Here is a 25487-nt window from a genome sequence, read left to right on the forward strand (position 1 = left end):
GGCGTCGGTGATGGAGCGTCGGGTACAGCTCGTGGTCGGCCTGCTCCTGCTCGGGACGCTCCTGGCACTGGCGTTTCCGTTGGCGACCACGCTCGCTGACCGACGGACCGCCCGGCTCGCGTCCGAGCGGGACCGGCAGATGGCAGTGATCGCGGAGGCGGCCGCCTCAGGCCAGCCGGTCGCAGAGCTGGTCGATCGCTACCACGACGTCTACGACGAGCCGGTTCTCGTCGTCGATGCCGACGGCCGGGAGCTCTCCCTCGCCGGCGACCTCGACACCGGCGCCACCTCCGTCACGGGAGCGCTGCGTATCGGACTGGTGGGCGTGCCTCCCGTCGCGATGCGCCGGATCCTGCCCTGGACCACCGCGGACCCGCTGCGCGGAGCGCCGGGCCGCGAGGACGGCGAGGTCAGGTCGTACGCTCTGACTCGCGTCGACACCTCGGCTGCCGCCGCACAGGTCAGGCGGGACTGGGCGCTCATCGCTGTCGGGGCGTTGGCGCTCCTGCTGCTGGCCGCGGCGCTGACGAGGCGGCTGTCGCGATGGACCATGCGTCCGGTGCACTCGCTCGAGGCAGCGGCGCGAACGATCACGCACGGGGACCGCAGCGCGGACGTGCTCGCGACCGGCCCGGCGGAGCTCCGCGGTCTGGTCGCGGAGTTCAACCGCATGGGTGCCGCCGTCGAGAAGTCCTTGGAGCAACAGCGTCAGCTGGTCGCCGACGCGTCGCATCAGCTGCGCAACCCGCTGGCGGCGCTGCGCCTGCGAGCTGACGGACTGGAGTCACATGTGAACAGCACCGGTGAGCGGTCCTATGCGGGTCTGACCAAGGAGCTGGAGCGCCTGGAAACGCTCCTCGACCAGCTGATGTCGCTGGCGCGGGCCCAGGAGGCAGGGGTGGCCCGTGCCGGTGGACGCGTCACCGTCGCGAACCAAGTGGTGGACACCGTCATCCGCGAGCGCGTCGAGGCCTGGCGGCCGGCCGCGGAAGCGGCGGGGCAGTCCTTGTCGATCACTGGAGACCTACCCGAGGTGGAGGTGGCCGGGGTGCTCGACCAGATCCTCGACGTCCTCATCGACAACGCCATCCGCTATGCCGGTCCGGGCGCCCACGTCGAGCTCTCGGCGACCGTGACCGCCGACGGGGTCGTCGGCTGGGTCCGAGACGACGGTCCGGGGCTCGAGCACGACGAGTGGCACCTGGCCATCGAACGGTTCTGGCGATCCGGTGACCAGCGGACGGGATCCGGCCTCGGGCTGGCGATCGCCGAGGAGCTCGCCGGCGCCAACGGTGGTCGCGTACGCCTGCGTCCCGCCGAACCGGTCGGGACGATCGCCGAGTTCTCGCTGCGGGTGGCGTCGTGACCTGGCATCAGCCGCTGACGAGGCGGACGTTCGTGCGCACGGTCACCGCTGCGGCCGTCGCGCCGACAGTGGCGTCCTTGGCCGGATGTCGCGACCCGGAGACGGCGCCCGTCACGATTGCCGCAGGCACGGAGTACGGGACCTATGCGGTCTTCGCGGGCCTGCTCGCCGATCAGCTGCGTGCCGTGAGCCCTGGGCTGGAGCCGACGGTCGTGGCGACGGAGGGAAGTCTCGACAACGTACGTCTCCTCAGAGACGGCGAGGCCGCGCTCGGGCTCGCGCTCGAGGACGGCCTCGATCGGATCGTCGCCGATATGCCCGAAGCGGATCGGCCGCTGGCGTTGGCGCGTATCTATGAGAACTATCTGCATCTTCTCGTGACCGATGACAGTCCGATCCGCGAGGTCGACGACCTTCGTGGGCGGCGCGTCGTGCTCGGAGCCGCTGGGTCCGGCGCCGCCGTGACCGCTGTCGTGCTCCTGGAGGCAGCTGGTCTACGGACCCGCGATCTCACGGTGAGCCATACGGGATTGGCTGCCGGTCTGGACCGGTTGCTCGAGGACGAGGTCGACGCCGTGTTCTGGTCCGGCGGGATCCCGACGCCCACGATCAGCAAGGCGGGGCAGCGGCGGCCGCTCCGGATGATCGATCTCGGCGCGCTCGCCGCCCCGATGTCACGACAGTCCGGCTACCGCTACTCCACCCGGAAGGTGCCACCGGTCGACTACGGTCCCCGCTCGGGTGGCACGACGATCGGCGTTCCCAACCTGCTGTTGGCGCGCCGCGACCTACCGCACCGGGTGGCGCGCGAGATCGTCGACGTCATGGTCAGCCGCGCGGACCTGCTGATCCCGGACTTCGTCCGAGGGCTTCAATACCTGGAGCCCGCCACGATGATCCAGACGGGGCGGATCCCCCTGCATCCCGGCGCCCTGTCGGCGTATCGCGCCCTGCACGGATGACGTGCCGTGGACCGGCCTCGGGAATAGCCGGGCGGCGGTCGCACGCTGGGCCTGATGTGAACGAGGACCGTCCGTCGTGGGAGATGACGCTCGCCTACCAGGAGGAGCTGGCCGCCGGCTCCGCCGGTGAGGACGTACGCTCCGCCACCTGGTTGCTCGTCGACGACGGGACGGTCGTGCTGACCGCGGCCGGGCAGTCGCACCTGCTCCGCGCGGGGGATGCGGCTCTGGTCGGAGGCCAGGTCAGGCACCGGTTGGCGACCCACGACGGGGCCGCGGTGACCAGGGCTGATCTGCGGGCGGTCGCGGTGGCGTACCCGCTCGCCAACCCGCTGGTCGTGCGCGACTTCGTCGGTCGCCACGGCGGGGTGGCCGAGCTGGTGCGACGCTGTCCGCTGGCGGGGCCGTGCCGGCCGACGGCGCTGTTCGCGTCGGGCTACGCGTCGCTGCTCGGCGCCGCGATGACGGCCTCCTGGCTCGAGGACACCGGGCGCGGAACCGACGGTCCTGCGCCCGTCCTCGACCCGACGGTGGCGCAGGTGCTGTCCGCGTTGATCGCGGATCCGGGACGGGCCTGGTCGGTCGAGGCGATGGCGGAGTCCGTGCACCTGTCGAGGTCGGCGCTGGGGGAGCGGTTCCGGCGCAGCCTGGGGCAGAGCCCGAGCGAAGCGCTGCGGGACGTGCGGATGCGCGCGGCCCGCCACCTGCTCGCCGGCGGAGACCGTCCGGTCGAGCAGGTGGCGTACGCCGTTGGCTACGGGTCGGGCGCGGCGTTCAGCCGGGCCTTCACCACGGTCCACGGGACCGGGCCGCAGGCGTGGCGGGACGCGTCAACCACGCGGGACGCGGACCGCGCCGAAGCCCGCCGCGGCGATCACCGCACCGACCGCGCCGATGACGAGCACCCGCCCGACGCCGTACTCATCGAGGACCGCGCCTCCTAGCGCCGCCCCGAGGGCGATCGAGACCTGGAACGCGGTGACCTGGAGCGCCAGCGCCGACTCGGTGCGCTCGGGCTCGACGCGGGTGACCCACAGCTGCGTGCCGACCGGCACCAGGTTGAACCCGAAGCCCCACACGATCATGGCCAGCGCCATGACCGGCGTGCTCTCGGCGAGGAACGTCAGCACCAGCCCGCCCGCGAGCAGGAGCGGCGCGACGGTGACGACGACCCGCAGCCGGTCGGCGAACCGCCCGGCCGCGAGGTTGCCGAAGAGTCCGCCGAAGCCCCACAGCGCCAGCATCCACATGCCGTCGCCTGGCGAGGTGGTCGAGATCGCGATCCGGATGAACGGGTACGCCACGAAGTTGCCGAGCACCACCACGACCACCAGGACCACCCCGGCGACCAGCCGCGGGTTGCGGAGGGCCTGACGCATCATGGTCAGCCCGGCCGACGGATGGGCCGGCACCGGCGGCAGCGCCCGGGCCAGCGCGGCGGCGGAGATCAGGCTCAGCACCGCCGCGGCCGCGAACCCCCAGCGCCAGCCGGGGCCGTCGGCGAGCAGCGAGCCCAGCGGCAGGCCGACGATCGTGGCCACCGTGACTCCCAGCGCGATCGAGGTCGAGATGACGTGGTCGCGGCCCGGCGACGCGTACGTCCCGACGGCGAACGCGAAGGACCAGTAGCCGGCGATCGCCGCGCCGAGCACGAGCCTGCCGAGGAGCAGGACGATGAAACCGGGGGATATCGCGACCGCCAGGTTGGCGATGGCCGCGGCGACCAGCAGGCCGACCAGCAACGTACGCCGGTCCATCCGGGGAAGGATCATGGCGATGGTCGGTGCGGTCGCGGCCCCGGCGATCGCGGTCGCGGCCACCGCGAGCCCGGCAGTCCCCTCGCTGATTCCGAGGTCGCGCGCCATCGTGGGCAGTACGCCTGCGGGCAGGAACTCGCTCGAGACCAGGATCGCGATCCCGGCGGCGAGCGCGACCACCGGCGCCGCTCGGCCTCGGGAGGTGGTCGGGGACGGGGTCGTTTCGGGCGAAGTCGTTGTCACCCTTCGATCCTCGCCGCGATCCGAGCGCCCGCGTTGATCGTCCGTCGCCCGTGCTTGACCGGATGACCGCCATCGCTGGTTTCATCGAGGAGGACCGAAACGGTTACGCCGCCGAAATAACCGCTCCTTACGCTCGAAAATGTTCATCTCATCAACATTTGAGCCGGAAGGGGTAGTCGATGGCCGTGGCACGAGATGCGGAACGGGTCGGGCCCGTGGACGGCCCGGCGCAGCTGGCCGGCGTGGAGCTGACCGCGCTGCGCAACGTACGCCTACTCGACGGCAGCCTCGCCGATCTCGATCTAGCGGCCGGAGAGATCACCGCCGTCCGGGCGGCGAAGAAGCCGTCCGCCGGGACCGACGCCACGGGCTGGCGGCTGATCCCCGCCGCCGGGGAGCCGCACGCGCATCTCGACAAGGCGCTGAGCGCGGAGCAGATCGAGCCGGGCCCGCAGGCGGGGAACGACCTGGTCACCGCCATCGAGCAGTGGCGCTCACTCGTTCCCACGCTCACCTCCGACGACTTCGCCGACCGCGCCCGGCGGGCGGTCCGCCGCTATGTCGCGAACGGCATCACCACGATCCGTACGCATGCCGACGCGCTCCTCGCGGGTGACCCGCTGCGTGGGGTCGATGCCCTGCTCGGCCTGCGCGAGGAGCTCCGCGGAACCATCACGCTCCAGGTCTGCCTGCTCGCCGGCCAGGACGTCCCGGACGCGGTGATCGAGGACGCGATCGGTCGCGGGATCGACGTCCTCGGCGGGTGTCCGCACCTGGCCGACGAGCCCGCCAAGGAGACCAGCCGCATCCTGGACCACGCCGAGCGGTCCGGCCTCCCCGTCGACCTGCACACCGACGAGCAGACCACCACCGGCCACCTCGACCTGGCCGATCTCGCCGAGCAGGTCATCGCCCGGGGGATGCAGCAGCGCGTGACCGCCTCCCACTGCGTACGCCTCGGCATGCTCGGCCACGACCGCCGAGGTCCCGTCGTGGACCTGGTGGCGAAGGCGGGGATCGGCATCGTGACGCTGCCGATCACCAACCTCTACCTGCAGGGGCGCGACGCCGACGCGGCGGTGCCGCGCGGGCTCACCGCCGTCCGGGCGCTGCTCGAGGCGGGGGTGCCGGTCGCGGCCGGCGCCGACAACCTGCGCGACCCCTTCAACCCGGTCGGCCGGGCCGACCCGTTCGAGACCACCTCGCTCCTGGTCGCCGCCGGTCATCTCCGGCCGGCCGAGGCCCTCGCCGCAGTCACGACGACCACCCGCACCGTGCTCGGGCTCCCCGACGCGGGCACCGGACCGGGCAGCCGGGCCGACTTCATGCTCGTCCCCGACGTACCTCTCGACGAGGTCGTCGCCGGAGCCCAGAGCGCCCGCGTCGTCGTCCACGGCGGCCGCGTGCTCGCCGACACCCGCGTCAGCACCGTCCTCGATCTCGATCCCATGCTCGATCCCATGCCGAGGTGACATGAACACGACGACCACCACCGCCACGCTCGCCCTATCGGGGGTGACGAAGCGATTCCCGACCGGTACGACCGCGCTGACCGGGGTCGACCTCAGCGTCGACGCCGGGGAGTTCGTCTCCGTCGTCGGCCCGTCCGGCTGCGGCAAGTCCACCCTGCTCCGGCTGGCCTCGGGACTCGAGGACGCCACCGTCGGCCGGGTCGACGTCGACGCGGACACCACCAGCTACGTCTTCCAGGACCCCACCCTCCTGGAGTGGCGCAGCGCCCGGAAGAACGTCGAGCTGATCGGCGAGCTGAGCGGGCTCCCCAAGGAGCAGCGCCGCCGCGCGGCCCAGGAGGCCCTCGACCTGGTCGGCCTCGCCGGCTTCGAGAAGCAGCATCCGCGCCAGCTCTCCGGAGGCATGCGGATGCGGGTCTCGATCGCCCGCGCCCTGGTCGCCGAGCCCGACCTCGCTCTCTTCGACGAGCCGTTCGGAGCGCTCGACGAGATCACCCGGCTGGCGATGCAGACCGAGCTGCAGCGGCTCTTCAAGCTGCTGGGCTTCGCCGGCCTCTTCATCACCCACTCCGTGGCCGAGGCCGTCTACCTCTCGACACGTGTCGTCGTGATGAGCGGCCGGCCCGGCCGGATCGTCGCGGAGATCCCGGTGCCCTGGGAGTTCCCACGCCCACCCGAGCTGCGTTTCGAGTCCGACTTCGCCCACCTCGTCGGCCAGGTCTCCGAGGCACTGGAGGAGCACGCATGAGCACCGAGCTGAGCACCGACCTGAACACCGGGCTGATCGTCGAGCCGGACGTCGAGCCCGCGACCGAGGTCGCGCCCGCAGAGCCGCCCACCAGACGTACGTCCCCGGTGCTCCGCGGGATCATCGCCAAGGTCCTGCCGATGATCGCGGCGCTCGCCGGCCTGGCGGCCGTGTGGTACGCCGTGACGTACCTCGTGCTCGGTGAGGACAAGCGGTTCCTGCTGCCGCCGCCGCACCAGGTCTTCGGCGAGACGCTGGGTCGTCCGGAGATCATGCAGCCGATGCTCGCCGCGCTGTGGCAGTCGGTGATGGTCGCGCTGGCCGGTCTGGTGATCTCGGTGGTCATCGGGATGGCCTGGGCGATGGTGATGGCCCAGACCCGGCTGCTGGAGAAGGTGCTCTACCCCTATGCCGTCATCCTGCAGACGGTCCCGATCCTGGCGCTGACCCCGCTGATCGGGATCTGGATGGGCTACGGCATCGCGGCCCGGATCGTGGTCTGCGTGATCATCGCGGTCTTCCCGATGATCGCCAACACCCTCTTCGGCCTGCAGTCGGCGACGGCCCCGGCGCACGACCTCTTCACCCTCAACCGGGCGACCCGGCTGCAGCGGCTGCTCAAGCTGCAGCTGCCGGCCGCGATGCCGGCGATCTTCACCGGCCTGCGCAACGCCGCCGGGCTGTCGGTCATCGGCGTGATCGTCGGCGACTTCTACTTCCAGCAGGGCAGCCCCGGCATCGGCGGCCTGCTCCGCGTCTACACGCTCCGGCTCAGCATGGAGCCGCTCTTCCTGGCGATCATCCTCACCGCACTCTTCGGTGTCGTCGTCTTCTCGGCCTTCGCCGCTCTCGACCGTGCCGTGATCGGCAAGTGGTACGGCGAGCGCTGACCTCACTCCATCCCCCAAGAAACGGACACAGCATGAACCGACACATACCCCTGCGCGCCGCCACCCTCGTGGCACTCTCGACGATCGTCCCGTTCGCCCTGTCCGGCTGCGGGAGCGACTCCGGCTCCGCCAACACCGCCACCGCAGGCGAGGTGACGAAGGCGGAGAAGGGCAGCGCGAAGGACCTCTCCGACGTCTGTCCCGCGACCGTGGTGATGCAGCAGGACTGGCAGCCCGAGGCCGAGCACGGCGGCATGTACAGCCTGATCGGCGAGGGCTACACCGTCGACACCGACAAGAAGACCGTCACCGGGCCGCTCGTCTCCGGGGGCGTCGACACGGGCGTGGAGATCGAGGTCCGCTCGGGCGGTCCGGCGACCGGGTTCCAGCCCGTCCCCGCGACCATGTACCTCGACAAGGACATCCTCATCGGAGCGGTCAACACCGACGCCGCGATCGCGGCCGCGGAGAAGCAGCCGACCGTCGCGCTGGCCTCACAGCTCACCGTCTCGCCCCAGATCCTGATGTGGGACCCGAAGAGCCAGGACGACGCGAAGACCATCGCCGAGGCCGCCGGCGACGGCGACCCCGTCGTCACCGCCGGCGACGTGATCCCGGCGCTGCTCGAGTCGCAGGGGATGATCGAGAAGAAGCAGTCCGACCTCTCCTACGAGGGCACCCCGCAGCGCTTCGTCACCGAGCCCACGATCCTCCAGCAGGGCTTCGCCACGGCCGAGCCCTACATCTACGAGAACGAGATCAGCAGCTGGGCCAAGCCGATCGGCTACCAGCTGCTCGCCGAGGTCGGCTACACCATCTACCCCGAGCCGATCGCGGTGCGTGCCGAGGACGTACGGACGGAGGCCGACTGCCTCGAGAAGCTCGTCCCGGTGATGCAGCAGGCCGAGATCGACTACCTGGCCGACCCGGACTGGGCCAACGGGATCATCGTCGACATCGTCGAGCGCTACCAGACCGGCTGGACCTACAGCGAGGGCGTCGCCACGTACGCCGCCAAGACGATGACCGACCTCGACCTGGTCCACGACGACCCGAAGTCCGGAGTCTTCGGTCAGATCGACGGCGAGCGGATGAAGGAGGTCGTCGAGACGTTCGCGCCGATCATGAAGCAGGCCGGCACGATCACCTCCGACGACATCGACCCGGAGTCGCTCTACGACAACCGGTTCATCGACGACTCGATCTCGATGAAGTGATGTCGATGACCATCTCGCAACGTACGTCCCAGGTGACCGCCCTGGTCGCCGACCGTCTCGGCGCGGACCGGGTCGAGACCGGCCCGGCCGCGCTGGTCAAGCTCTCCTCGGACTGGTCCCGGATGTCGCCGGTGCTCCAGGAGAAGGTGCCGAGCGGCAGGTACGTCGCCGACGCCATCGTCCGGCCGCGCACAGAGCAGGAGGTCGCCGACGTGCTGGCGGTGGCCTACGAGCACGACGTGCCGGTCGTCCCGCGCGGGGCCGGGACCGGCAACTACGGCCAGGCGACCCCGTTCACCGGCGGGATCATCCTCGACCTGCGCGGCCTGGACTCGATCGAGGTGCTGGCCGACGGCAACCTACGCGCCGGGGCCGGTGCCCGGATGACCCGGATCGACAAGGTGGCCCGGGAGGCGGGGCGCGACCTGTGGATCTTCCCCTCCACCAAGGGCTCCACGATCGGCGGCTTCATCGGTGGCGGCAGCGCCGGCACCGGGACCATCGAGCACGGCACCACCTCCGACGGCTTCGTCACCGAGCTGACGGTGGCCCCGATGGACGGCAGCGGACGCCTGCTCACGGTGACAGGCGAGGAGACGCTGCCCTACATCCACGCCTACGGCGTGACCGGCGTGGTGACCTCGGTGGTCGTCCGCACCGACCCCGCGCGGGACTGGGTGGCGGTCTATGCCGCCTTCGACAGCTGGGACGCGATGGTGTCCGTGCACCGCCGCCTGCTCGACCTGCCGGTGCTGCCGAGGCTGGCCTCGGGCGACGAGCCGGCCCTGGTCCCGACCCTGACCACCAACGTCGAGCTCGACCCGTCCCAGCACAGTCTGCGGGTGATCGCGGAGGCGTCCACGGTCGCCGAGATCGAGTCGCTCGTGATTGCGGCCGGAGGCAGCGTACGGGCTCGTCTGGAGGACTATGCCGCGACCGATCTGCTCTCCGGGATGTCCTACAACCATCCGGTCTACTTCCTCCAGCGTGCGCACCGTGACCGGAGCTGGTTCCACATGGAGACCGGGGGCGAGCTCTACTGGAGCGACGCCGACCAGGTGCGGCAGGTCTACGACGGCCCCGTCTGGCTGCACCTGGAGCTGATGGGGAACGCCCCGCTGGCGATGGTGGTCGCCGAGTACGTCTCCGAGGAGCAGGTCCTCGCCGGCATCCCGCGCTTCGACGAGATCGGGGTCGGTGTGCACTCACCCCACCAGTGGCACGTCGACCGCAACGTCGAGCTCGTCACCGCGGTCGCGCGCGAGCGCGACCCCAAGGGGCTGCTCAACCAGGGCAAGCTCACCGACCACGCGCTGGTCGACACCCGCATCAACATCGGAGTCCGCTGATGCCCCGTTTCGCCGACCTCACCGCTCCCGAGATCGCCGCTCTGCCCGAGGACACCGTCGCGGTGCTCGGTCTCGGCGCGATCGAGCAGCACGGTCCCCACCTGCCGGTCTCGACGGACTACGTCATCGCCGCCGAGGCCGCCGAGGCCGCGGTGGCGACGGTCGCCGCGGCGGGCAGCGCGTCCGTGGTGCTGCTGGAGCCGCTGGCCTACACGAAGTCCGACGAGCACTCCTGGTCGCCCGGCACGATCTGGCTCTCCTGGGACACCCTGATGCGGGTCCTCGTCGACATCGGCCGCTCGCTGAGCACCTCCGGGATCACCCGGCTGCTCTTCGTCAACGGGCACGGCGGGAACTCCGCGCTCGGGCAGGTCGCCAGCCGCGAGCTGCGCAAGCAGTTCGGGCTGGCGACGTTCTTCGCGCATCTCTCGGTGCCACCCGACCAAGGAGGACGTTCCTCCCGGGAGGACGAGCTCGGCCTCGGCATCCACGGCGGCCACGGCGAGACCTCGATGATGCTCCACCTGCGTCCCGAGCTGGTGCACCAGGAGCGAGGGGAGCGGAAGGTGCCCGAGCAGCTGGCTGGCTACCGGCACATCGGCTTCGGCAAGCCGGTCTCCTTCGGCTGGCTCTCCGACGACTTCGGCACCGACGGCTACCTCGGCGACCCGACCACCGCCACCGCCGAGGACGGCAAGGTCCGCTTCGAGGCCGGGGTCGCCACCCTGGCCGAGGTCATCGTGGAGGCCTCCCGATTCACGCCGTCGGCATGACGCTGCGGATCACCGGTGCAGTCTCGGGCGATCTCTCGATCGAGGGGCCCGACGACACCCTCGATGCCTCCGGCTGCTTGGTCACGCCGGGTCTGGTCAACGCCCACCATCACCTGCTGCAGACCGCGTTCCGCGCCCTGCCCGGGACGCGCGGTGTCCCGATGGCGACCTGGCTGCCGACGATGGCGGCGGCCTACGACCGCGTCGGGGTCGACGCCGAGCTCACCTACGCCGCCGCGCGGGCGGGGCTCGCCGAGTCGCTGCTCTGTGGGGTGACGACGGTGGCCGACCATCACCTGACCTGGCCGGGCTCCCTGACACCGGAGGAGACGGTGCCGCTGGCGCAGGGGACCGCGCGAGCGGCGGCCGAGCTGGGCGCCCGCCTGGTCTTCGTCCGCGGTGCCGCCCGGGACGACCCCGAGACCGCGGCGCACAGCGCCGACCTGGTCGCGGAGGCGCTGGTGGGGGATGCGCCCGGCGGGGTGAGCGCCGACGGCATGCTGCAGGTCGCGGTCGGGCCGGCCGGGGTGCACTCCGATCCGGAGCCGACCTTCCGGCTGATGGGGGAGGTGGCTGCCCGGCGCGGGCTGCGGCGGCGTACCCAGGCCAACGAGCAGGTCGACGTCGCGATCGCGGCCGAGCGCTACGGCCGCCGTCCGATCGACCTGCTGGAGGAGTGGGGCTGGCTCGCGCCCGACGTGACCCTGGCCCATCTGTGCGACGTGACGCCGGACGAGATCCGGAGGCTGAGCGCGGCCGGGGTCAGTGCCACCCATGCGCCCGGCTGCGACCTGCCGATGGGGTGGGGGATCGCGCCGGTCGCCGCCCTCCGCGCGGCCGGGGTCGAGGTCGGGCTCGGCACCAGCGGCGGCGGCAGCAACGACGCCGGCCACCTGCTCGCCGATGCCCGTCTCGCCATGCAGGTGGCGCCGCTGGTCGGTCCTCCGCTGGCGGCCGACGACGTGCTCGCGATGGCGACCACCGGCTCAGCGGCCGGCCTCGGCCGACCGGGGCTGGGTTCGGGGACGGATCTGTGCGTCTGGGACGTCTCCGGGGTCGCCGACGCCGGCGTCCACGACCCGGTCGCCGGCCTGCTGTGGGCCTCGCCCGGGCGGCGTCCGCGGCACGTGGTCGTGGCCGGCCGGGTCGTCGTACGCGACGGGGTGCTCGCCACCGCCGACGAGCGCGAGATCGTCGCGGATCTGGGGCGGCTCAGCGCCTGCGCTGCTCCTTGACCACCAGCAGCCGGAAGAGCTCGCCGTCGGCGCTGGCCCACCGGTGCCGTACGCCGCCGGGGATGTAGACCGAGTCGGCGGTCTCCATGACCTGCTCCTCGCCGTCCAGGTCGATCCGAAGGGTCCCGCCGACCACGTAGACGAACTCGTCCTCCTCGTGCTGCCAGTAGCGGTCCCAGGTCGGCTCGTCCCCGGCGAACTCCATCGGGATGAAGGCGTGGTCGGCCCCGGCGACCAGTGCCTGCACCATGCCGTTGGACGCCTCCGCGGTGCCGGGGTCGGAGCGGCGTACGACCGCCGCGGGGCCGGCGGAGGCACTCTCGACGCTGTCCGCGAGCAGCCCCTGCTGGGTCGTGCCCAGCGTCTCGGCGATCCGGAACAGCGACGACATCGAGGGGCGGGCCATCCCGCGCTCGATCTGGCTCAGGAACGGGTGCGACAGGTCGGTCGCCTCGGCGAGCTGGACCAGCGTCATCCCCTGCGCCTTGCGCAGCTCCCGGACACGGGCGCCCAGCCGCAGCACCGAGCGATCCAGGGACTGTCGCGGGTTCCGAGTCACCTGCTCAACCTAGCCGTCGACGGCGCTCCGCGTTCACTGCGTCACGAGGAACTCACGGAGCCGTCGTATGTCGGAAACAACACATCCGTGCCGGCTCCGTGAAACGGAGTTTCGAAATGCTGTCGACAGCGGTAGTAGGTTGATGGGCATGACCGTTCCTCCTGTGGTCAGACAGGAACAGCTCATCGACGAGATCGCCCTCCACCTCGCTGACGAGGTAGAGGGCGACTGGTCCACGTTGGTCTTCAACCACCGCAACCTGTCCATGTTCTTCACCGGGCGCGTCGATGTGCACCGGCCGGACGGCAGCCTCGCCCACGCCCGGCCGCCCGACACGATCCTCGCGCTGACCGACGAGCTCAGGCGGGTGATGTACGAGCCCGGCCGCGGCGCCTGGTTCTCCGCGCGCTGGACCATCGCGTGCGAGGGCGGCGAGACGCCGACGACGAACGTCGCGTTCAACTACGACGACGAACCCGTCTGGCGCTGGCCCGCGCACCCAGGGCTGTACGCCCTCGATCTCGAGACCTTCCCACGTGACGAGGATCGCATCCCCGCCTGGCTTCGGCAGAAGGTCAACGGCGCCCGCCGAACGCTGTAGGGACGCCGGTCGACCCGTCTCGCTTGGGAAGGACCCACAAGGAATCCCGGCGAAGCCTGTCGGAGTCGAGCGGTCACAGGAGCGACGCCAGATGAAAGGGTCTGCACCGTGCCACAGGTCTCTCGAATAGCCATCGTCAACCGCGGCGAAGCCGCGATGCGTCTGATCCATGCCGTCCGCGACCTCAACGCGCGGGATACGTCCGAAGGGACGATCCGCACCATCGCGCTGCACACCGACGTCGACGCCGGGTCGGCGTTCGTACGCGAGGCCGACGAGGCCTACTTGCTCGGCGCCGCCGCGGATCGCCCCTACCTCGATCTCGCCGTGCTCGAGCAGGCGCTGGTCGCCTCCCGGGCGGATGCCGCCTGGGTCGGCTGGGGCTTCGTCGCCGAGGATCCCGCCTTCGCCGAGCTCTGCGACCGGCTGGGCGTCACCTTCATCGGCCCCAGCGCCGAGGCGATGCGGAAGCTGGGCGACAAGATCGGCTCGAAGCTGATCGCCGAGGAGGTCGGCGTCCCGGTCGCTCCCTGGAGTCGCGGCGGCGTCGACGACCTCGAGTCGGCACTGGCCAGCGCCGAGGAGATCGGCTACCCGCTCATGCTCAAGGCCACCGCCGGTGGCGGCGGCCGCGGCATCCGGAAGGTCACCTCCGGTGCCGAGCTCGCCGAGGCGTACCAGCGAACCCGGGACGAGGCGGAGCGGGCGTTCGGCAGCGGCGTCGTCTTCCTCGAGAAGCTGGTCACCGATGCCCGCCATGTCGAGGTCCAGGTCATCGCCGACGGTCAGGGCACCTCCTGGGCGATCGGCGTACGCGACTGCTCCGTGCAGCGGCGCAACCAGAAGGTGATCGAGGAGTCGTCCTCCCCGCTGCTGAGCGAGGCCCAGGCCGCCGAGCTCAAGGCGTCCGCCGAGCGGCTCGCCACTGCGGTGGGCTACGCCGGAGCCGGCACCGTCGAGTTCCTCTACCACCCGGGCGAGAAGACGTTCGCCTTCCTCGAGGTCAACACCCGCCTCCAGGTCGAGCACCCCATCACCGAGGCCGTGACCGGCACCGACCTGGTCGCGCTGCAGATCCAGGTCGCTTCCGGCGTACCGCTCACCGGCGACCGGCCGGTCGAGCGCGGCCATGCGGTGGAGGCCCGGCTCAACGCCGAGGACCCGGACCGCGACTTCGCGCCCGCTCCGGGCCGGATCAGCCGCCTCGAGTTCCCCGCCGGCCCCGGCATCCGGGTCGACACCGGCGTGGCCGAGGGCGACACCATCCCGGCCGACTTCGACTCGATGATCGCCAAGGTGATCGCCTGGGGCGCCGACCGTGAGCAGGCCCTGGCGCGACTGCGCCGGGCGATGGGGGAGACCACCGTCATCATCGACGGCGGCGCGACCAACAAGAGCTTCATCCTCGACCTCCTCGACCAGCCCGAGGTCACCACCGGCAGCCCGGCCTGGGCCGACACCGGGTGGATCGACCGGGTGCGCGGCGAGGGACGGCTCCAGGCGGCCCGGCACGCCGGCGTCGCGCTCGTCGCCGCCGCGATCGAGGGGTACGACGAGGCCGAGCGCGGCGAGATCGCCCGCATGCTCCAGACCGCCCAGGGCGGCCGCCCCCAGATCCAGCACGACCCTGCCCGCACCATCGAGCTCAAGCTACGCGGGGCGACGTACGCCCTGACCGTGCGGCAGTCCGGACCCGCCCGCTACCAGGTCACCATCACGGCCGGCGGCGAGCGGCGCACCCTCACCGCCACCCTCGACCGGATCGACGAGGTGCACGGCCGGCTCACCGTCGACGGCCACCGCTACCGGCTGGTGACCGCCACCCACGGCCCCGTCCATCTGGTCGAGGTCGACGACGTGATGCACCGGGTCAGCCGCGACGAGGGCGGCATGGTCCGCGCGCCCGCGCCGGCGCTCGTCGTGTCCACCCCGCTCGCCGTCGGCGACGAGGTGGCAGCCGGTCACCCCGTGCTGGTGCTCGAGTCGATGAAGATGGAGACCGCGCTGACCGCGCCGTTCACCGGCCGGGTCAAGGAGCTGCTGGTCCGGGTCGGGAGTCAGGTAGAGACCGCGGCGCCGCTGCTGCGCCTCGAGCCGACCGGCGAGGCCGAGGGCGAGGCGACAACCGCCACCCTGGCCGACCTCGATCTGCCCGTGCCCACCACCGAGCCCGGCCGCAGCAACGGTGCGCTGGACGACCTGAGCAGCCTGCTGCTCGGCTACGACGTCGAGGAGGACCAGCGCCCGGCGTTGCTCGCCGCCCATCTGGCCTCTCGCTCCACCGGCGCGCCCGCGGACACCCTCCGCACCGAGATGGACCTGCTGACCCTGTTCACCGACTTCGCCGAGCTCAGCCGCAACCGCCCGGCCGGTGACGAGCCGTCCACCGAGCTGCGCGTGCACAGCTCGCGGGAGTACTTCCACACCTACCTGCGCAGCCTCGACCCCGACCGGGGCGCGCTCCCGGACCACTTCCGCGACAAGCTGCTGCGGGTGCTCGCGCACTACGGGGTCTCCGACCTCGAACGTACGCCGGAGCTCGAGCGTGCCGTGTTCCGCATCTTCCTCGCCCAGCAGCATCCCTCCGACGTCGACGTCGCGATCGGGGTGCTGCAGCGCTGGCTCGGCGACCCGCCGCCGGCGACGGAGGACGCCGCCGCGGTCCGCGCGCTGCTTGAGCGGATCGTGCGCGCCACGCAGCTCCGGTTCGCCGTGGTCGGCGACCTGGCCCGCTCGGTGCGGTTCGGCTGGTTCGACCAGCCGCTGGTCGACGACGAGCGCCGCGCGGTGCTGGAGGGTGTGCCGGCCGAGGTCGCCGCCCTCACCGACCCGGACGCCCCGGACCGGGCCGCCCGGATCGACGCGCTGGCGGCTGTCCCCGAGCCGCTGGTCGGCTTCCTCCGGGACCGGCTGATCGAGGGACTTCCCGAGACCGAGCCGCTGTTGGAGGTGCTGATCCGGCGCCACTACCGCGACTACCACCTGCACGACCTGACCGTCACCGGCACCGGCACGGACGATGACGGCGGACGCCCGGTCGCGCACGCCGAGTACGCCACGGACGAGAAGGGCGCGACCCGCGTGGTGTCCACCATCGGCGACGTCACGGAGCTCGCCCAGCCCGACGGCCCGCTCGGTGCCGCCATCACCTCGGCGCTCAGCTCAGACCACGACGACGTCGTCGAGATCTACCTGCGCTGGACCGACGCGCCCACCGATCCGGACCTCGCCTCGACCGAGATCGCCAAGATGCTCGCCGGGCAGGAGTTCGCCCGCCGCGCCCGCCGCGTCTCGGTCGCGGTCTGCCATGCCGCGCCACAGCCGATCGACTACTTCACCTACCGCCACCACGCAGACGGCGCCCCTCACATCCCGACAGCCGAGCTGGTCGAGGACACACTGGTCCGGGGCATGCACCCGATGGTCGGTCGCAGGCTCAACCTGTGGCGCCTCAGCGAGTTCGACGTCACCCGGCTCGCTGCACCCGACGACGTCCTTCTCTACGAGTGCGTCGCCCGGGCCAACCCGGCCGACCGCCGGCTCGTCGCGGCCGCCCAGGCCCGCCAGCTCGCCGTGGTCCGCGACGACGAGGGCCGCGTGATCGCGCTGCCGCACGTCGAGCGTGCCGTGGAGAACTGCCTCGAGGCGATCCGCCGCGTACGCACCGCCCGAGGCCGCGAGGGCACCAAGCTCGACGTCAACCACGTGTGGGTGACGGTGTGGCCGGTCGTCGAGGCGGACCTCGACCAGATCACCGCGCTGCAGAGCAAGATCACACCGCTCAGCGAGGGCGCCGGGATCGAGGAGGTGCTCGCGCAGGGCCGTGTGGCCGGACGGGACGGCGACGCCCCGACCCCGCTGGCCATCCGCTTCCACGCCAAGCCAGGTGCTGGTGTGGTGGCCGACGTCATCGAACCGCCCACCGAACCGCTCGCCCCGATGGACGAGTACGCCGCCAAGGTGCTGCGCGCCCGACGCCGTGGCCTCGTCTACCCCTACGAGCTCCAGCGCGCCCTGGCCGGGAGCGGCACGGTCGTCGAGCACGACCTCGACGCCGACGGCGTACTCGTACCCGTCGATCGTGCTCCTGGACTCAACAGCGCCGGCATCATCGTCGCCGTCGTGACCACGCCGAGCACTCTCTACCCTGACGGCATCAGCCGCGTCGTGCTCTGCGGTGACCCGCTCAAGTCGCTCGGGGCGCTCTCGGAGCCCGAGTGCGCCCGGGTGATCGCGGCCATCGACCTCGCCGAGCGGATGGAGATTCCGGTCGAGTGGTTCGCGGTGTCGGCCGGTGCGCGGATCTCGATGGAGAGCGGCACCGAGAACATGGACTGGGTCGCGGCCGCGCTGCGCCGGATCGTCCAGTTCACCCAGGACGGCGGCGAGATCAACATCGTCGTCGCCGGGATCAACGTCGGCGCCCAGCCGTACTGGAACGCCGAAGCGACGATGCTGATGCACACCAAGGGCATCCTGGTGATGACCCCGGACAGCGCGATGGTGCTGACCGGCAAGCAGTCGCTCGACTTCTCCGGCGGTGTGTCCGCCGAGGACAACCACGGCATCGGCGGCTACGACCGGGTGATGGGCCCGAACGGGCAGGCGCAGTACTGGGTGCCCGACCTGGCCGGCGCCTTCCGGGTGCTCATGGCGCACTACGAGCACAGCTACGTGGTCCCCGGCGAGACCGGGCCGCGCCGCGCGCCGACGGCCGACCCGACCGACCGCGACGTGTCGTCGTTCCCGCACGCGGGTGACTTCGCCACGGTCGGCGAGATCTTCTCGGCCGAGCACAACCCCGACCGCAAGCGACCCTTCGACATCCGCACGGTGATGCGGGCGCTGGCCGACGCCGACCACGAGATGCTCGAGCGGTGGGCCGGCATGGCCGATGCCGACACCGCCGTGGTCGTCGACACCAGGATCGGCGGCTACCCGGTCAGCCTGGTCGGCATCGAGTCCAAGCCGGTGCCGCGCGCCGGCTTCCCTCCCACCGACGGTCCGGACACCTACACCGCGGGCACCCTGTTCCCGCGGTCGTCGAAGAAGGTCGCGCGCGCGATCAACGCGGCATCGGGCAACCGACCGCTGGTGGTGCTCGCCAACCTGTCCGGCTTCGACGGCTCCCCGGAGTCGATGCGCAACCTGCAGCTCGAGTACGGCGCCGAGATCGGCCGCGCGGTCGTCAACTTCCAGGGCCCGATCGTCTTCTGCGTCATCTCCCGCTACCACGGGGGTGCGTTCGTGGTGTTCTCCAAGCACCTGAACCCGTCGATGACGGTGCTCGCCATCGAGGGCTCGTACGCCTCGGTGCTCGGTGGTGCTCCTGCGGCGGCCGTCGTGTTCGCTGCGGAGGTCTCCAAGCGGGCGGCGGCGGACCCGCGGGTCGCCGCGCTCGAGGAGCGCATCGACCACGCCGAGGACGGGGAGCGCGGCGAGCTCGTCGTCGAGCTGGCCGAGCTCCGCGCCCAGCTGCGGGCGGACAAGATCGCCGAGGTCGCGGCCGAGTTCGACGACGTGCACGACATCCACCGCGCCGTCGAGGTCGGCTCGGTCGACGAGGTGATCGCGGCCAGCGACCTGCGGCCCAAGGTGATCGACGTCATCGAGCGGGCGTGGGGCAACGGGTGACCGTTCGAGGTCACCACGTGCCCTAGGTAACCGGGCTGGAGCCCAGGGAGGCGGTTGGCTCCCTGGGCCGGCCGGCTCCGACCAGAACCTGGAGAACGACCAGCAGGCCGAGCACCAGAGCCAGGGACCACCAGAGTCGGTCCATCGTGACGTCGTTGCCCCAGAGCAGGACCACGCCGCCCAACACCACCACGGCGACTCGCAGCCAGGTCACGTTGGCGGCGACCCAGCGGCCCGCTCCTCCGACGGGGCCATCCCCCAGGCGAGCGCCGACGCTCTCGAGACCCCCGCCGATGGTCGTACGCGCGGTGGTGCCGTACCTGTTGGAACCGGCGAACCAGCCAGCGAGCACGATCACCAGACCGAGCCACAGGACCACCTGCTGGCCGCGGTCGAGGTAGGCGAGCAGGGTGTCGAAGAAGACCCTGCTCGCCGGCCCGAAATCGGTGCCGGCGAGCGCGTTGATGAACATCTGCTGCCCGATGGACAGCGCCCACGCCAGCAGTAGAGCGTTGGCAGCCACGATCGCCCCGATCCACACCGCCATCCGTGGCCGGCGCCGGGCCAGCACCAAGGCGGCCAGGAACAGGACCCCGACCACGGGAAGGAGCCACTGGGCCACCGGGTTCGAGAACGCGTAGATCGTGCGCACCTGCCTGAGCTGGGGTGCCTCCATCAGCACGATCTGACGGTCGGTCTCGGGGATGGGCAGGTTCTCGACGATGGTCAGACCCCGGGCGACGAGTCGCTCCTTGACCCGTTCGATGACCTCGTCGACCTCGAGCACCACCTCTTCGCCCTGGAGCGAAACGGCACCGGAGTCGTCGCCGTTCAGGATTCGCTGGAGGGTCTGCTGGGCTCTGGTGTTGACCAGGACCCAGATGTCGGCGAACTCGTCGGAGGCGATGAACGCGCGGACCTCGCGCTCCACCAGACCGTTGATGGCAGCGGCGAGAGGCGCCACGAGCTGCTGCAGGCGCGGCTTGTCGTCGATCACGCCGGCGAACACGGTGTTGAGCATCGCCTCGATGTCGACCTGCTGCTGGATCGCCCCGGTGACCCGGGTCGCGATCACGTCCTGCACCTCGGGGGACTCGATCAGAGGGCCGACGGTCTCGACGTACCGCTCGGCGTCGTTCAATGTGCGCTGCCCCCAGTAGGCAACCGCGGCCGGCGTGGTCAACAACCCGGCCAGTACCAGGCAGATCACCGCCGCGATCGAGCGGCCACGTGAAGGTCGGTCGGCGGCGGTGGTCATGGGGTCGTCGGTGGGTTCTCGGGGTTCGCGTGCTGCACTGGACGCGTCGTTCGACATGACTTGGCACCCCTTCGGTGGTCTTGCGAGTGGCTTCGAACCAGGCAAGTCCCCAGGTTGTCTGGCGGGTCGGTCTGAGACCTCACCCGAAGCGGACGAAACCGGTGGCCAGGTCAGCGGGTGATGTCGCGCCCGTGCACCGTCAGCGCCCAGATGACGAAGATGTCGACGGCGATGATCAGCGTCGACCAGAACGGCGAGTAGGGGATGAACGCGAAGTTGGCGAAGGCACTCAGTACGGCCAGGGCGACTCCGATGATGCGACCCCAGACCATGCCGTTGAGCACAGCGAAGCCCGCGAGCACCACGAGCAGTCCCAGCAGCAGGTGGATCCAGCCCCAGCTGGTGGCGTCGAGCTGGAGCAGATAGTTGGGGGTCGTGACGTAGAACTCGTTCTCGAAGATGGCGACCAGGCCGGCGAAGGCCTGGAAGCTGCCGGCCATGATCATCATCACGCCGGCGAACATGATGAAGCCGGTCGCCCAGCCACTGGGCGGCGGTTCCTGCGCCTGCCAGGTGGTCTCATCGTTCAATGGGGTCTGTTCGGTCATGACGGGACGCTCCTTGGGTTGCCGCCGACCACGAGGGACTCGATGTCGGGTCGTGAAATGAACGGACGATCTCAATCTGGTCGCCAGGACCTGTCGGCGAATCATTCTCATTGTGTGAAAGGTGGGGGCCGCAGGACTGAGAAGGTGGCCGGGACCGCGCCGGGTCCACCGACAAGTCATCCGTCAGGGATGAGACGTCGGGCTGCCCGGATCTCTAGCGTGCGAATGGTGGAAGACGCTGGCGAAGCCGCGCGAACGGCTGCCGGGCTCGACGAAGTTCTGCTGGACGTCAAGCTTTCGGTTCCCGAGCTGCCGCTCAGACTGGTGAGCAGGGCCCCTCTGATCGAGGCGGCCCGGAGCAGCGGCGCACCGTCGGTCGGAATCACCGCGCCCGCCGGCTACGGCAAGTCCACACTCCTGGCGCAGTGGGCACAGGCCGAGGACCGCCCGGTCGGTTGGGTGTCACTCGACCGCCAGGACGACGACTCCAGCGCCCTCCTCGTGCTGCTCGCCTCGGCGTACGCGCGGGCCGTGCCGGATCAGCAGGGCGTGGTCGCCGACGTGAGCGGTCTGGGCGTCTCTCCGCTGGGACGCGCCGCACCGCGCCTGGCCGCCGCCCTCAGCCGAAGTCCGGAACCTTTCGTGCTGATGGTGGATGACCTGCATGAGCTGCACTCCTCGGCCTGCCACGATGTGTTGAGCGTGGTCATCTCCGGTGTCCCGATCGGCTCCCAGCTGGTGTCGGCGAGCCGGGTCGAGCAGCCGCACCTGGCTCGGCTGCGCGCCACCGGCGCGGTCCTCGACGTGCTGGGACCCGACCTGGCGCTGGACGTGACGGGTGCCGAGCAGATCTTCACCGCGGCACAGGTGCCGCTCACGCGTGAGCAGGCGACGGTGGTGACCGAACGGACGGAGGGTTGGGCGGCCGGCCTGCACCTGGCGGCGATGATCGCCAGGGACACGAGGCAGGACGTGTCGAGCATCTCCGGCGACGACCGGTACGTGGCCGACTACTTGTACCGGGAGTCGCTGAGCCAGCAGGACGAGGCGACGCAACGGTTCCTGCGGCGTACCGCTGTGCTCGACCGGCTCTGTGGCTCCCTCTGCGATGCGCTGTCGGGGGATACCGACGGTCAGGATCGGCTTCTCGCGCTCGAGGGATCCAACTCGTTCCTGCTCCCGCTCGACCGGCGGCGGAAGTGGTACCGCTATCACCCGCTGTATCGAGAGTTCCTGCTCGGAGAGCTGCGTCGGGTCGAACCCGAGGTCGTCGCGAAGCTGCACCTGCGGGCCGCCGACTGGTTCGAGGCCAACGAGTCTTCGGCGGTGGCCCTCGAGCACCTGCTGAACACGCCCGAGCGTGATCGGTGCGTCCAGATCGCGACGCAGCTGGTGCTGCCGACCTACAGCGCCGGGCAGATGTCGACCGCTAGGCGGTGGCTGTCCGTGCTCGGTGACTCGGCCATCGAGGAACACCCTCCGTTGGCCGTGCTGGCCGCCTGGATGGACGTCCTGGGTGGCGACCCCCTCGGGGCGCAGCGCTGGGCTGCCGTGGCAGAGGCTGCGGAGTACGACTGGGTGCCGATGGACGGCACCGCATCGTTCGAGTCGGCGCGCGCCATGTTGCGGGCCGCGATGTGCCCGGCGGGACCCGCGGCGATGATGCGTGATGCCGACCTCGCCATGGTCCAGGAACCGCCGTGGAGCCCCTGGCGCGACACGGCCCTGGCCGAGGCTGCCGAGGCGCATCTGCTCTTGGGGGACGTCGAAAGGGCCGCCGCGCTGTTCGCCGAGAGCTCCACCGCCGGAGCCGAGCTCGGCAACACCGACACCATCGTCAACGCTCAGGCCGAGCTCGCGCTGTTGGCGATGGAGCACGGAAGATGGGACGAGGCGGCGGAGCGGGTCGCCGTCGCCCTCGCCGTCGTCGAGAAGCACCGGATGTACGACTACGCGATGAGCGTCCTCGCGTTCGCGGCCGCTGCCCGGCTCGGGTTGCACGACGGGAATCTCGGTGAGGTGGACCGGCAGCTGACGCGGGCCATGCGTGCGCGTCCGTCCTGCACGTACGTGCTGCCGTACCTGGCCGTGCGTAGCCGCCTCCAGCTGGCCAAGGTGTTCTGGGCACGCGGCGACCAGACGTCCGCCCGGCACCTGCTGCGCGAGATCGACGACGTGCTGCAGCGCCGACCGGATCTCGGGGTGCTGGTCGACCAGGCCGCGAGGCTGCGTGCCAGGATCAACTCCTCAGAACGCACCACCGCTGGAAGGCCGCCCCTGAGCCCGGCCGAGCTGCGCCTGCTGCCCTACCTCCAGACCCACCTCACCATCGGCGAGATCGGCGAGCGACTGTTCGTCTCCCGCAACACCGTCAGCTCGCAGGTCGCCTCGATCTACCGGAAGCTGGGCGTCACATCGCGGAGTGATGCGGTCCGGCAGGTGATCTCGATCGGGCTCCTCGGCTCCTAGCCTTCCACTGGCGGTCCTTTCGCGGGGGAAAGGGTCGCCGGGGGGNCGAGCTGCGGACCACGTTCCATCGCAAGGCTCACACGGCGGCGCTCGAGCGCTGCCTGACCCGACTGTTGCGGGGGCAGCCGGAACTGGCCGAGGACGCCGTGGGCGAGGTCCGTCTCGAGGACCTGCCCGACGACGACTTCACCGCCTCGCTCCGGCGACGCCGGGCGGTCCTCGGGCTGCCCGACCTGCCGGAGGCGTACGTCCTGGTCGACCACGACAACGAGCGACCCGGCGACATCCCGCTGGCGTTGCGGAGGGCGCGTTCGACCCGGATCTCGATCGACGGGAACGCGCACTTCTGCCGTGGCCTGCTGGCGACGCGCTACGGCGAGGAGGTCACCTCGCCCGCCTTCGTACCCCTGACCGACCTGCATCGAGAAGGAGCATCATCATGAGCACCATGCGAGCTGTCCAGGTGGTCGGCTACCACCAGCCGCTGGCGATGTCCGAGGTCCCGGCCCCCGAGCCGACCGGCCCGTTCGACGTCGTCGTCAGGATCGGCGGCGCCGGCGTGTGCCGCACAGACCTGCACATCCTGGAGGGACAGTGGGAGGAGAAGTCCGGCGTCACGCTGCCCTACACGATCGGCCACGAGAACGCCGGGTGGGTGCATGCGGTCGGTGACGCCGTCACCAACGTCGCCGAGGGCGACAAGGTGATCCTGCACCCGCTGATCACCTGCGGCCTGTGCCGCGCCTGCCGCTCGGGCGACGACGTGCACTGCGAGCTCAACCAGTTCCCCGGCATCGACACCAACGGCGGCTACGCGGAGTACCTTAAGACGTCCGCGCGCTCGGTGGTGAAGATCGACGACTCCCTGGAGCCGGCTGATGTGGCCGCCCTGGCCGACGCCGGCCTGACCGCCTACCACGCGGCCGCCAAGGCGGCCCGGCGGCTGACCCCGCGCGACAAGTGCGTGGTCATCGGTGCCGGCGGACTCGGCCACATCGGCATCCAGGTCCTCAAGGCCCTCAGCCCGGCCGAGCTGATCGTCGTGGACCGCAACCCCGACGCGGTGAAGCTCGCCCTCGACATCGGCGCCGACCACGGCGTCGTCGCCGAGGGCACCCAGGTCGATCAGGTGCTGGAGCTGACCTCCGGTGCCGGCGCCGAGGTCCTCGTCGACTTCGTCGGCGAGGGCGGTGCGACCGCGGAAGGTGTCCGGATGCTTCGCCAGGCGGGCGACTACCACGTCGTCGGCTACGGCGAGAACATCGATGTGCCGACCATCGACATCATCTCGGCCGAGATCAACTTCATCGGCAACCTGGTCGGGTCCTACAACGACCTGTGCGACCTGATGGCGCTCGCCGCCCGCGGGGCCGTCACGCTGCACACCCAGAAGTACGCCCTCGACGACTTCCAGTCCGCCATCTCCGACCTCGACGCCGGCCGCGTCCGCGGCCGCGCGATCCTGGTCCCCTGAGGAGGCGACGACATGAAGAAGCTCCTCGGAATCGGCATCTCGGTCGGCGTGCTCGCGGGCATCTGGACCCAGGTGAGCATCGAGCTCGCGCTCATCACCTGGGTCGGGTTCGTCGCCTGGGCCTGCTACTTCGCCGCAGGAGGTGGACGTGAAGGCTTCCAGAAAGGTCTCGCGGCCAACCTCGCCGGCGCACTGTGGGGGTACGGAGCGAGCCTGGTGCTGACGTACGCCACCTTCACCGGCGCGGTGGCCCTGGTGGTCACGGTCGTCGCGTTCATCCTGTGCCTGCAGGCGGCGGTCGCCCTGCTGTCCTTCATCCCCGGCGCCTTCGCCGGCACGGCAGTCATCTTCGGCACCTCGTTCGACCTCAGCGGCACGCTGATCGCGCTGGTGGTCGGGGCCGGGCTCGGGTGGCTCTCGGACATCGCCGGGCGCCGGATCCAGGCAGCGGTCGAACGACCCGGGCAGCCGGTCCGCGCCGCCCAGCCCTGATCGCCGCCGCACGATATCGATCCCATCCAGACGAAGGAGAACCCGATGATCTTCATCGCCGCCCGCTTCCGCATCAAGCCGGAGTACGCCGAGGACTGGCCGGCCATCTCCGGCGAGTTCACCGAGGCCACCCGGGCCGAGCCCGGCAACCTCTGGTTCGACTGGGCTCGCAGCCTCGACGACCCGAACGAGTACTTCCTGCTCGAGGCCTTCGCCGACGACGACGCCGGCGCCGCCCACGTCACCTCAGCCCATTTCAAGCAGGCCCAGGCCGACCTCCCGCGCCATCTCGCCGAGACGCCGCGGATCGTCAACACCAACGTCCCGGGACAGGAGTGGTCCGAGCTCGGCGAGCTCGCGGTCACCGGCTGAACCCATCG

Annotated in this window: 21 protein-coding genes; 17 read left to right on the top strand and 4 right to left on the bottom strand. The window is 70.9% G+C overall.

Going from position 1 to position 25487, the window contains the following annotated elements; translation table 11 throughout:
• Positions 1–10 precede the first annotated feature (10 nt).
• The 3 genes from ACFX43_RS19320 to ACFX43_RS19330 are packed head-to-tail and all read left to right on the top strand — an operon-like array spanning position 11 to position 3272.
• Positions 11–1366: a sensor histidine kinase gene (locus ACFX43_RS19320; protein WP_378832612.1), complete on the top strand. Its 1356-nt coding sequence runs from the start codon at positions 11–13 to the stop codon at positions 1364–1366.
• Between the two features lie 32 nt (positions 1367–1398).
• Positions 1399–2328, top strand: a complete 930-nt coding sequence (locus tag ACFX43_RS19325) for a TAXI family TRAP transporter solute-binding subunit (RefSeq protein ID WP_378832622.1) — start codon at positions 1399–1401, stop codon at positions 2326–2328.
• Positions 2329–2384: 56 nt separating this feature from the next.
• Positions 2385–3272, top strand: a complete 888-nt coding sequence (locus tag ACFX43_RS19330) for a helix-turn-helix domain-containing protein (RefSeq protein WP_378832630.1) — start codon at positions 2385–2387, stop codon at positions 3270–3272.
• On the opposite strand, the gene ACFX43_RS19335 is transcribed toward ACFX43_RS19330, so the two are convergent.
• Positions 3159–4328 (bottom strand): MFS transporter, encoded by a 1170-nt coding sequence (locus ACFX43_RS19335; RefSeq protein ID WP_378832641.1) that lies wholly within the window; start codon positions 4326–4328, stop codon positions 3159–3161. The two genes, ACFX43_RS19330 and ACFX43_RS19335, sit on opposite strands and share 114 nt — an antisense overlap.
• 179 nt (positions 4329–4507) lie before the next feature.
• Here ACFX43_RS19335 and ACFX43_RS19340 point away from each other — a divergent pair, with 179 nt between their 5' ends.
• The 7 genes from ACFX43_RS19340 to ACFX43_RS19370 are packed head-to-tail and all read left to right on the top strand — an operon-like array spanning position 4508 to position 12012.
• Positions 4508–5800, top strand: coding sequence for an amidohydrolase family protein (locus ACFX43_RS19340; RefSeq protein WP_378832644.1), 1293 nt, complete (start codon positions 4508–4510; stop codon positions 5798–5800).
• 1 nt (position 5801) lies between these two features.
• Positions 5802–6548: an ABC transporter ATP-binding protein gene (locus tag ACFX43_RS19345; protein WP_378832650.1), complete on the top strand. Its 747-nt coding sequence runs from the start codon at positions 5802–5804 to the stop codon at positions 6546–6548.
• The gene (locus ACFX43_RS19350) at positions 6545–7438 is read left to right on the top strand and encodes an ABC transporter permease (RefSeq protein ID WP_378832657.1); all 894 of its coding nucleotides are present in this window, start codon (positions 6545–6547) and stop codon (positions 7436–7438) included. Before ACFX43_RS19345 ends, ACFX43_RS19350 begins: the two co-directional genes overlap by 4 nt.
• Before the next feature lie 32 nt (positions 7439–7470).
• Complete coding sequence (locus ACFX43_RS19355) at positions 7471–8655, top strand: hypothetical protein (RefSeq protein ID WP_378832664.1); 1185 nt, start codon at positions 7471–7473, stop codon at positions 8653–8655.
• Positions 8656–8660: 5 nt separating this feature from the next.
• Complete coding sequence (locus ACFX43_RS19360; protein ID WP_378832667.1) at positions 8661–10004, top strand: FAD-binding oxidoreductase; 1344 nt, start codon at positions 8661–8663, stop codon at positions 10002–10004.
• Positions 10004–10777, top strand: coding sequence for a creatininase family protein (locus tag ACFX43_RS19365; protein WP_378832671.1), 774 nt, complete (start codon positions 10004–10006; stop codon positions 10775–10777). The genes ACFX43_RS19360 and ACFX43_RS19365 overlap by 1 nt, the downstream gene beginning before the upstream one ends.
• On the top strand, positions 10774–12012 hold the full coding sequence (locus tag ACFX43_RS19370; RefSeq protein WP_378832681.1) for an amidohydrolase family protein: 1239 nt from the start codon (positions 10774–10776) through the stop codon (positions 12010–12012). Before ACFX43_RS19365 ends, ACFX43_RS19370 begins: the two co-directional genes overlap by 4 nt.
• On the opposite strand, the gene ACFX43_RS19375 is transcribed toward ACFX43_RS19370, so the two are convergent.
• A complete protein-coding gene (locus tag ACFX43_RS19375) occupies positions 11990–12571 on the bottom strand; it encodes an XRE family transcriptional regulator (protein WP_378832694.1) in 582 nt (193 codons plus the stop codon). The genes ACFX43_RS19370 and ACFX43_RS19375 overlap by 23 nt on opposite strands.
• 148 nt (positions 12572–12719) lie before the next feature.
• On the opposite strand from ACFX43_RS19375, the gene ACFX43_RS19380 reads away from it, so the two are divergent.
• On the top strand, positions 12720–13172 hold the full coding sequence (locus tag ACFX43_RS19380; protein ID WP_378832700.1) for an agglutinin cell wall attachment protein: 453 nt from the start codon (positions 12720–12722) through the stop codon (positions 13170–13172).
• A 108-nt stretch (positions 13173–13280) separates the two neighbouring features.
• On the top strand, positions 13281–18806 hold the full coding sequence (locus tag ACFX43_RS19385) for a carboxyl transferase domain-containing protein (RefSeq protein ID WP_378832708.1): 5526 nt from the start codon (positions 13281–13283) through the stop codon (positions 18804–18806).
• 22 nt (positions 18807–18828) lie between these two features.
• Here the strand turns inward: ACFX43_RS19385 and ACFX43_RS19390 are convergent, their stop codons facing one another.
• Both ACFX43_RS19390 and ACFX43_RS19395 read right to left on the bottom strand, forming a co-directional pair.
• Positions 18829–20064, bottom strand: coding sequence for a hypothetical protein (locus tag ACFX43_RS19390; RefSeq protein WP_378832715.1), 1236 nt, complete (start codon positions 20062–20064; stop codon positions 18829–18831).
• Positions 20065–20234: 170 nt separating this feature from the next.
• A complete protein-coding gene (locus tag ACFX43_RS19395; RefSeq protein WP_378832722.1) occupies positions 20235–20672 on the bottom strand; it encodes a hypothetical protein in 438 nt (145 codons plus the stop codon).
• A gap of 324 nt (positions 20673–20996) precedes the next feature.
• Here ACFX43_RS19395 and ACFX43_RS19400 point away from each other — a divergent pair, with 324 nt between their 5' ends.
• The 5 genes from ACFX43_RS19400 to ACFX43_RS19420 all read left to right on the top strand — a co-directional run bounded on the left by ACFX43_RS19400 (position 20997) and on the right by ACFX43_RS19420 (position 25479).
• Positions 20997–23141 carry a LuxR C-terminal-related transcriptional regulator gene (locus ACFX43_RS19400; protein WP_378832726.1) on the top strand — a complete coding sequence of 715 codons (2145 nt, stop codon included), beginning with the start codon at positions 20997–20999 and terminating at the stop codon, positions 23139–23141.
• A gap of 146 nt (positions 23142–23287) precedes the next feature.
• Positions 23288–23584 (top strand): hypothetical protein, encoded by a 297-nt coding sequence (locus tag ACFX43_RS19405; protein WP_378832732.1) that lies wholly within the window; start codon positions 23288–23290, stop codon positions 23582–23584.
• Positions 23581–24615: an NAD(P)-dependent alcohol dehydrogenase gene (locus tag ACFX43_RS19410; protein WP_378832736.1), complete on the top strand. Its 1035-nt coding sequence runs from the start codon at positions 23581–23583 to the stop codon at positions 24613–24615. Before ACFX43_RS19405 ends, ACFX43_RS19410 begins: the two co-directional genes overlap by 4 nt.
• A gap of 12 nt (positions 24616–24627) precedes the next feature.
• The gene (locus ACFX43_RS19415) at positions 24628–25107 is read left to right on the top strand and encodes a DUF1097 domain-containing protein (RefSeq protein ID WP_378832740.1); all 480 of its coding nucleotides are present in this window, start codon (positions 24628–24630) and stop codon (positions 25105–25107) included.
• 45 nt (positions 25108–25152) lie between these two features.
• Positions 25153–25479 (top strand): putative quinol monooxygenase, encoded by a 327-nt coding sequence (locus ACFX43_RS19420; protein WP_378832745.1) that lies wholly within the window; start codon positions 25153–25155, stop codon positions 25477–25479.
• Positions 25480–25487 lie beyond the last annotated feature (8 nt).

It is taken from the genome of Nocardioides sp. YIM B13467 (assembly GCF_042788075.1).
Taxonomy (GTDB): Bacteria; Actinomycetota; Actinomycetes; order Propionibacteriales; family Nocardioidaceae; genus Nocardioides.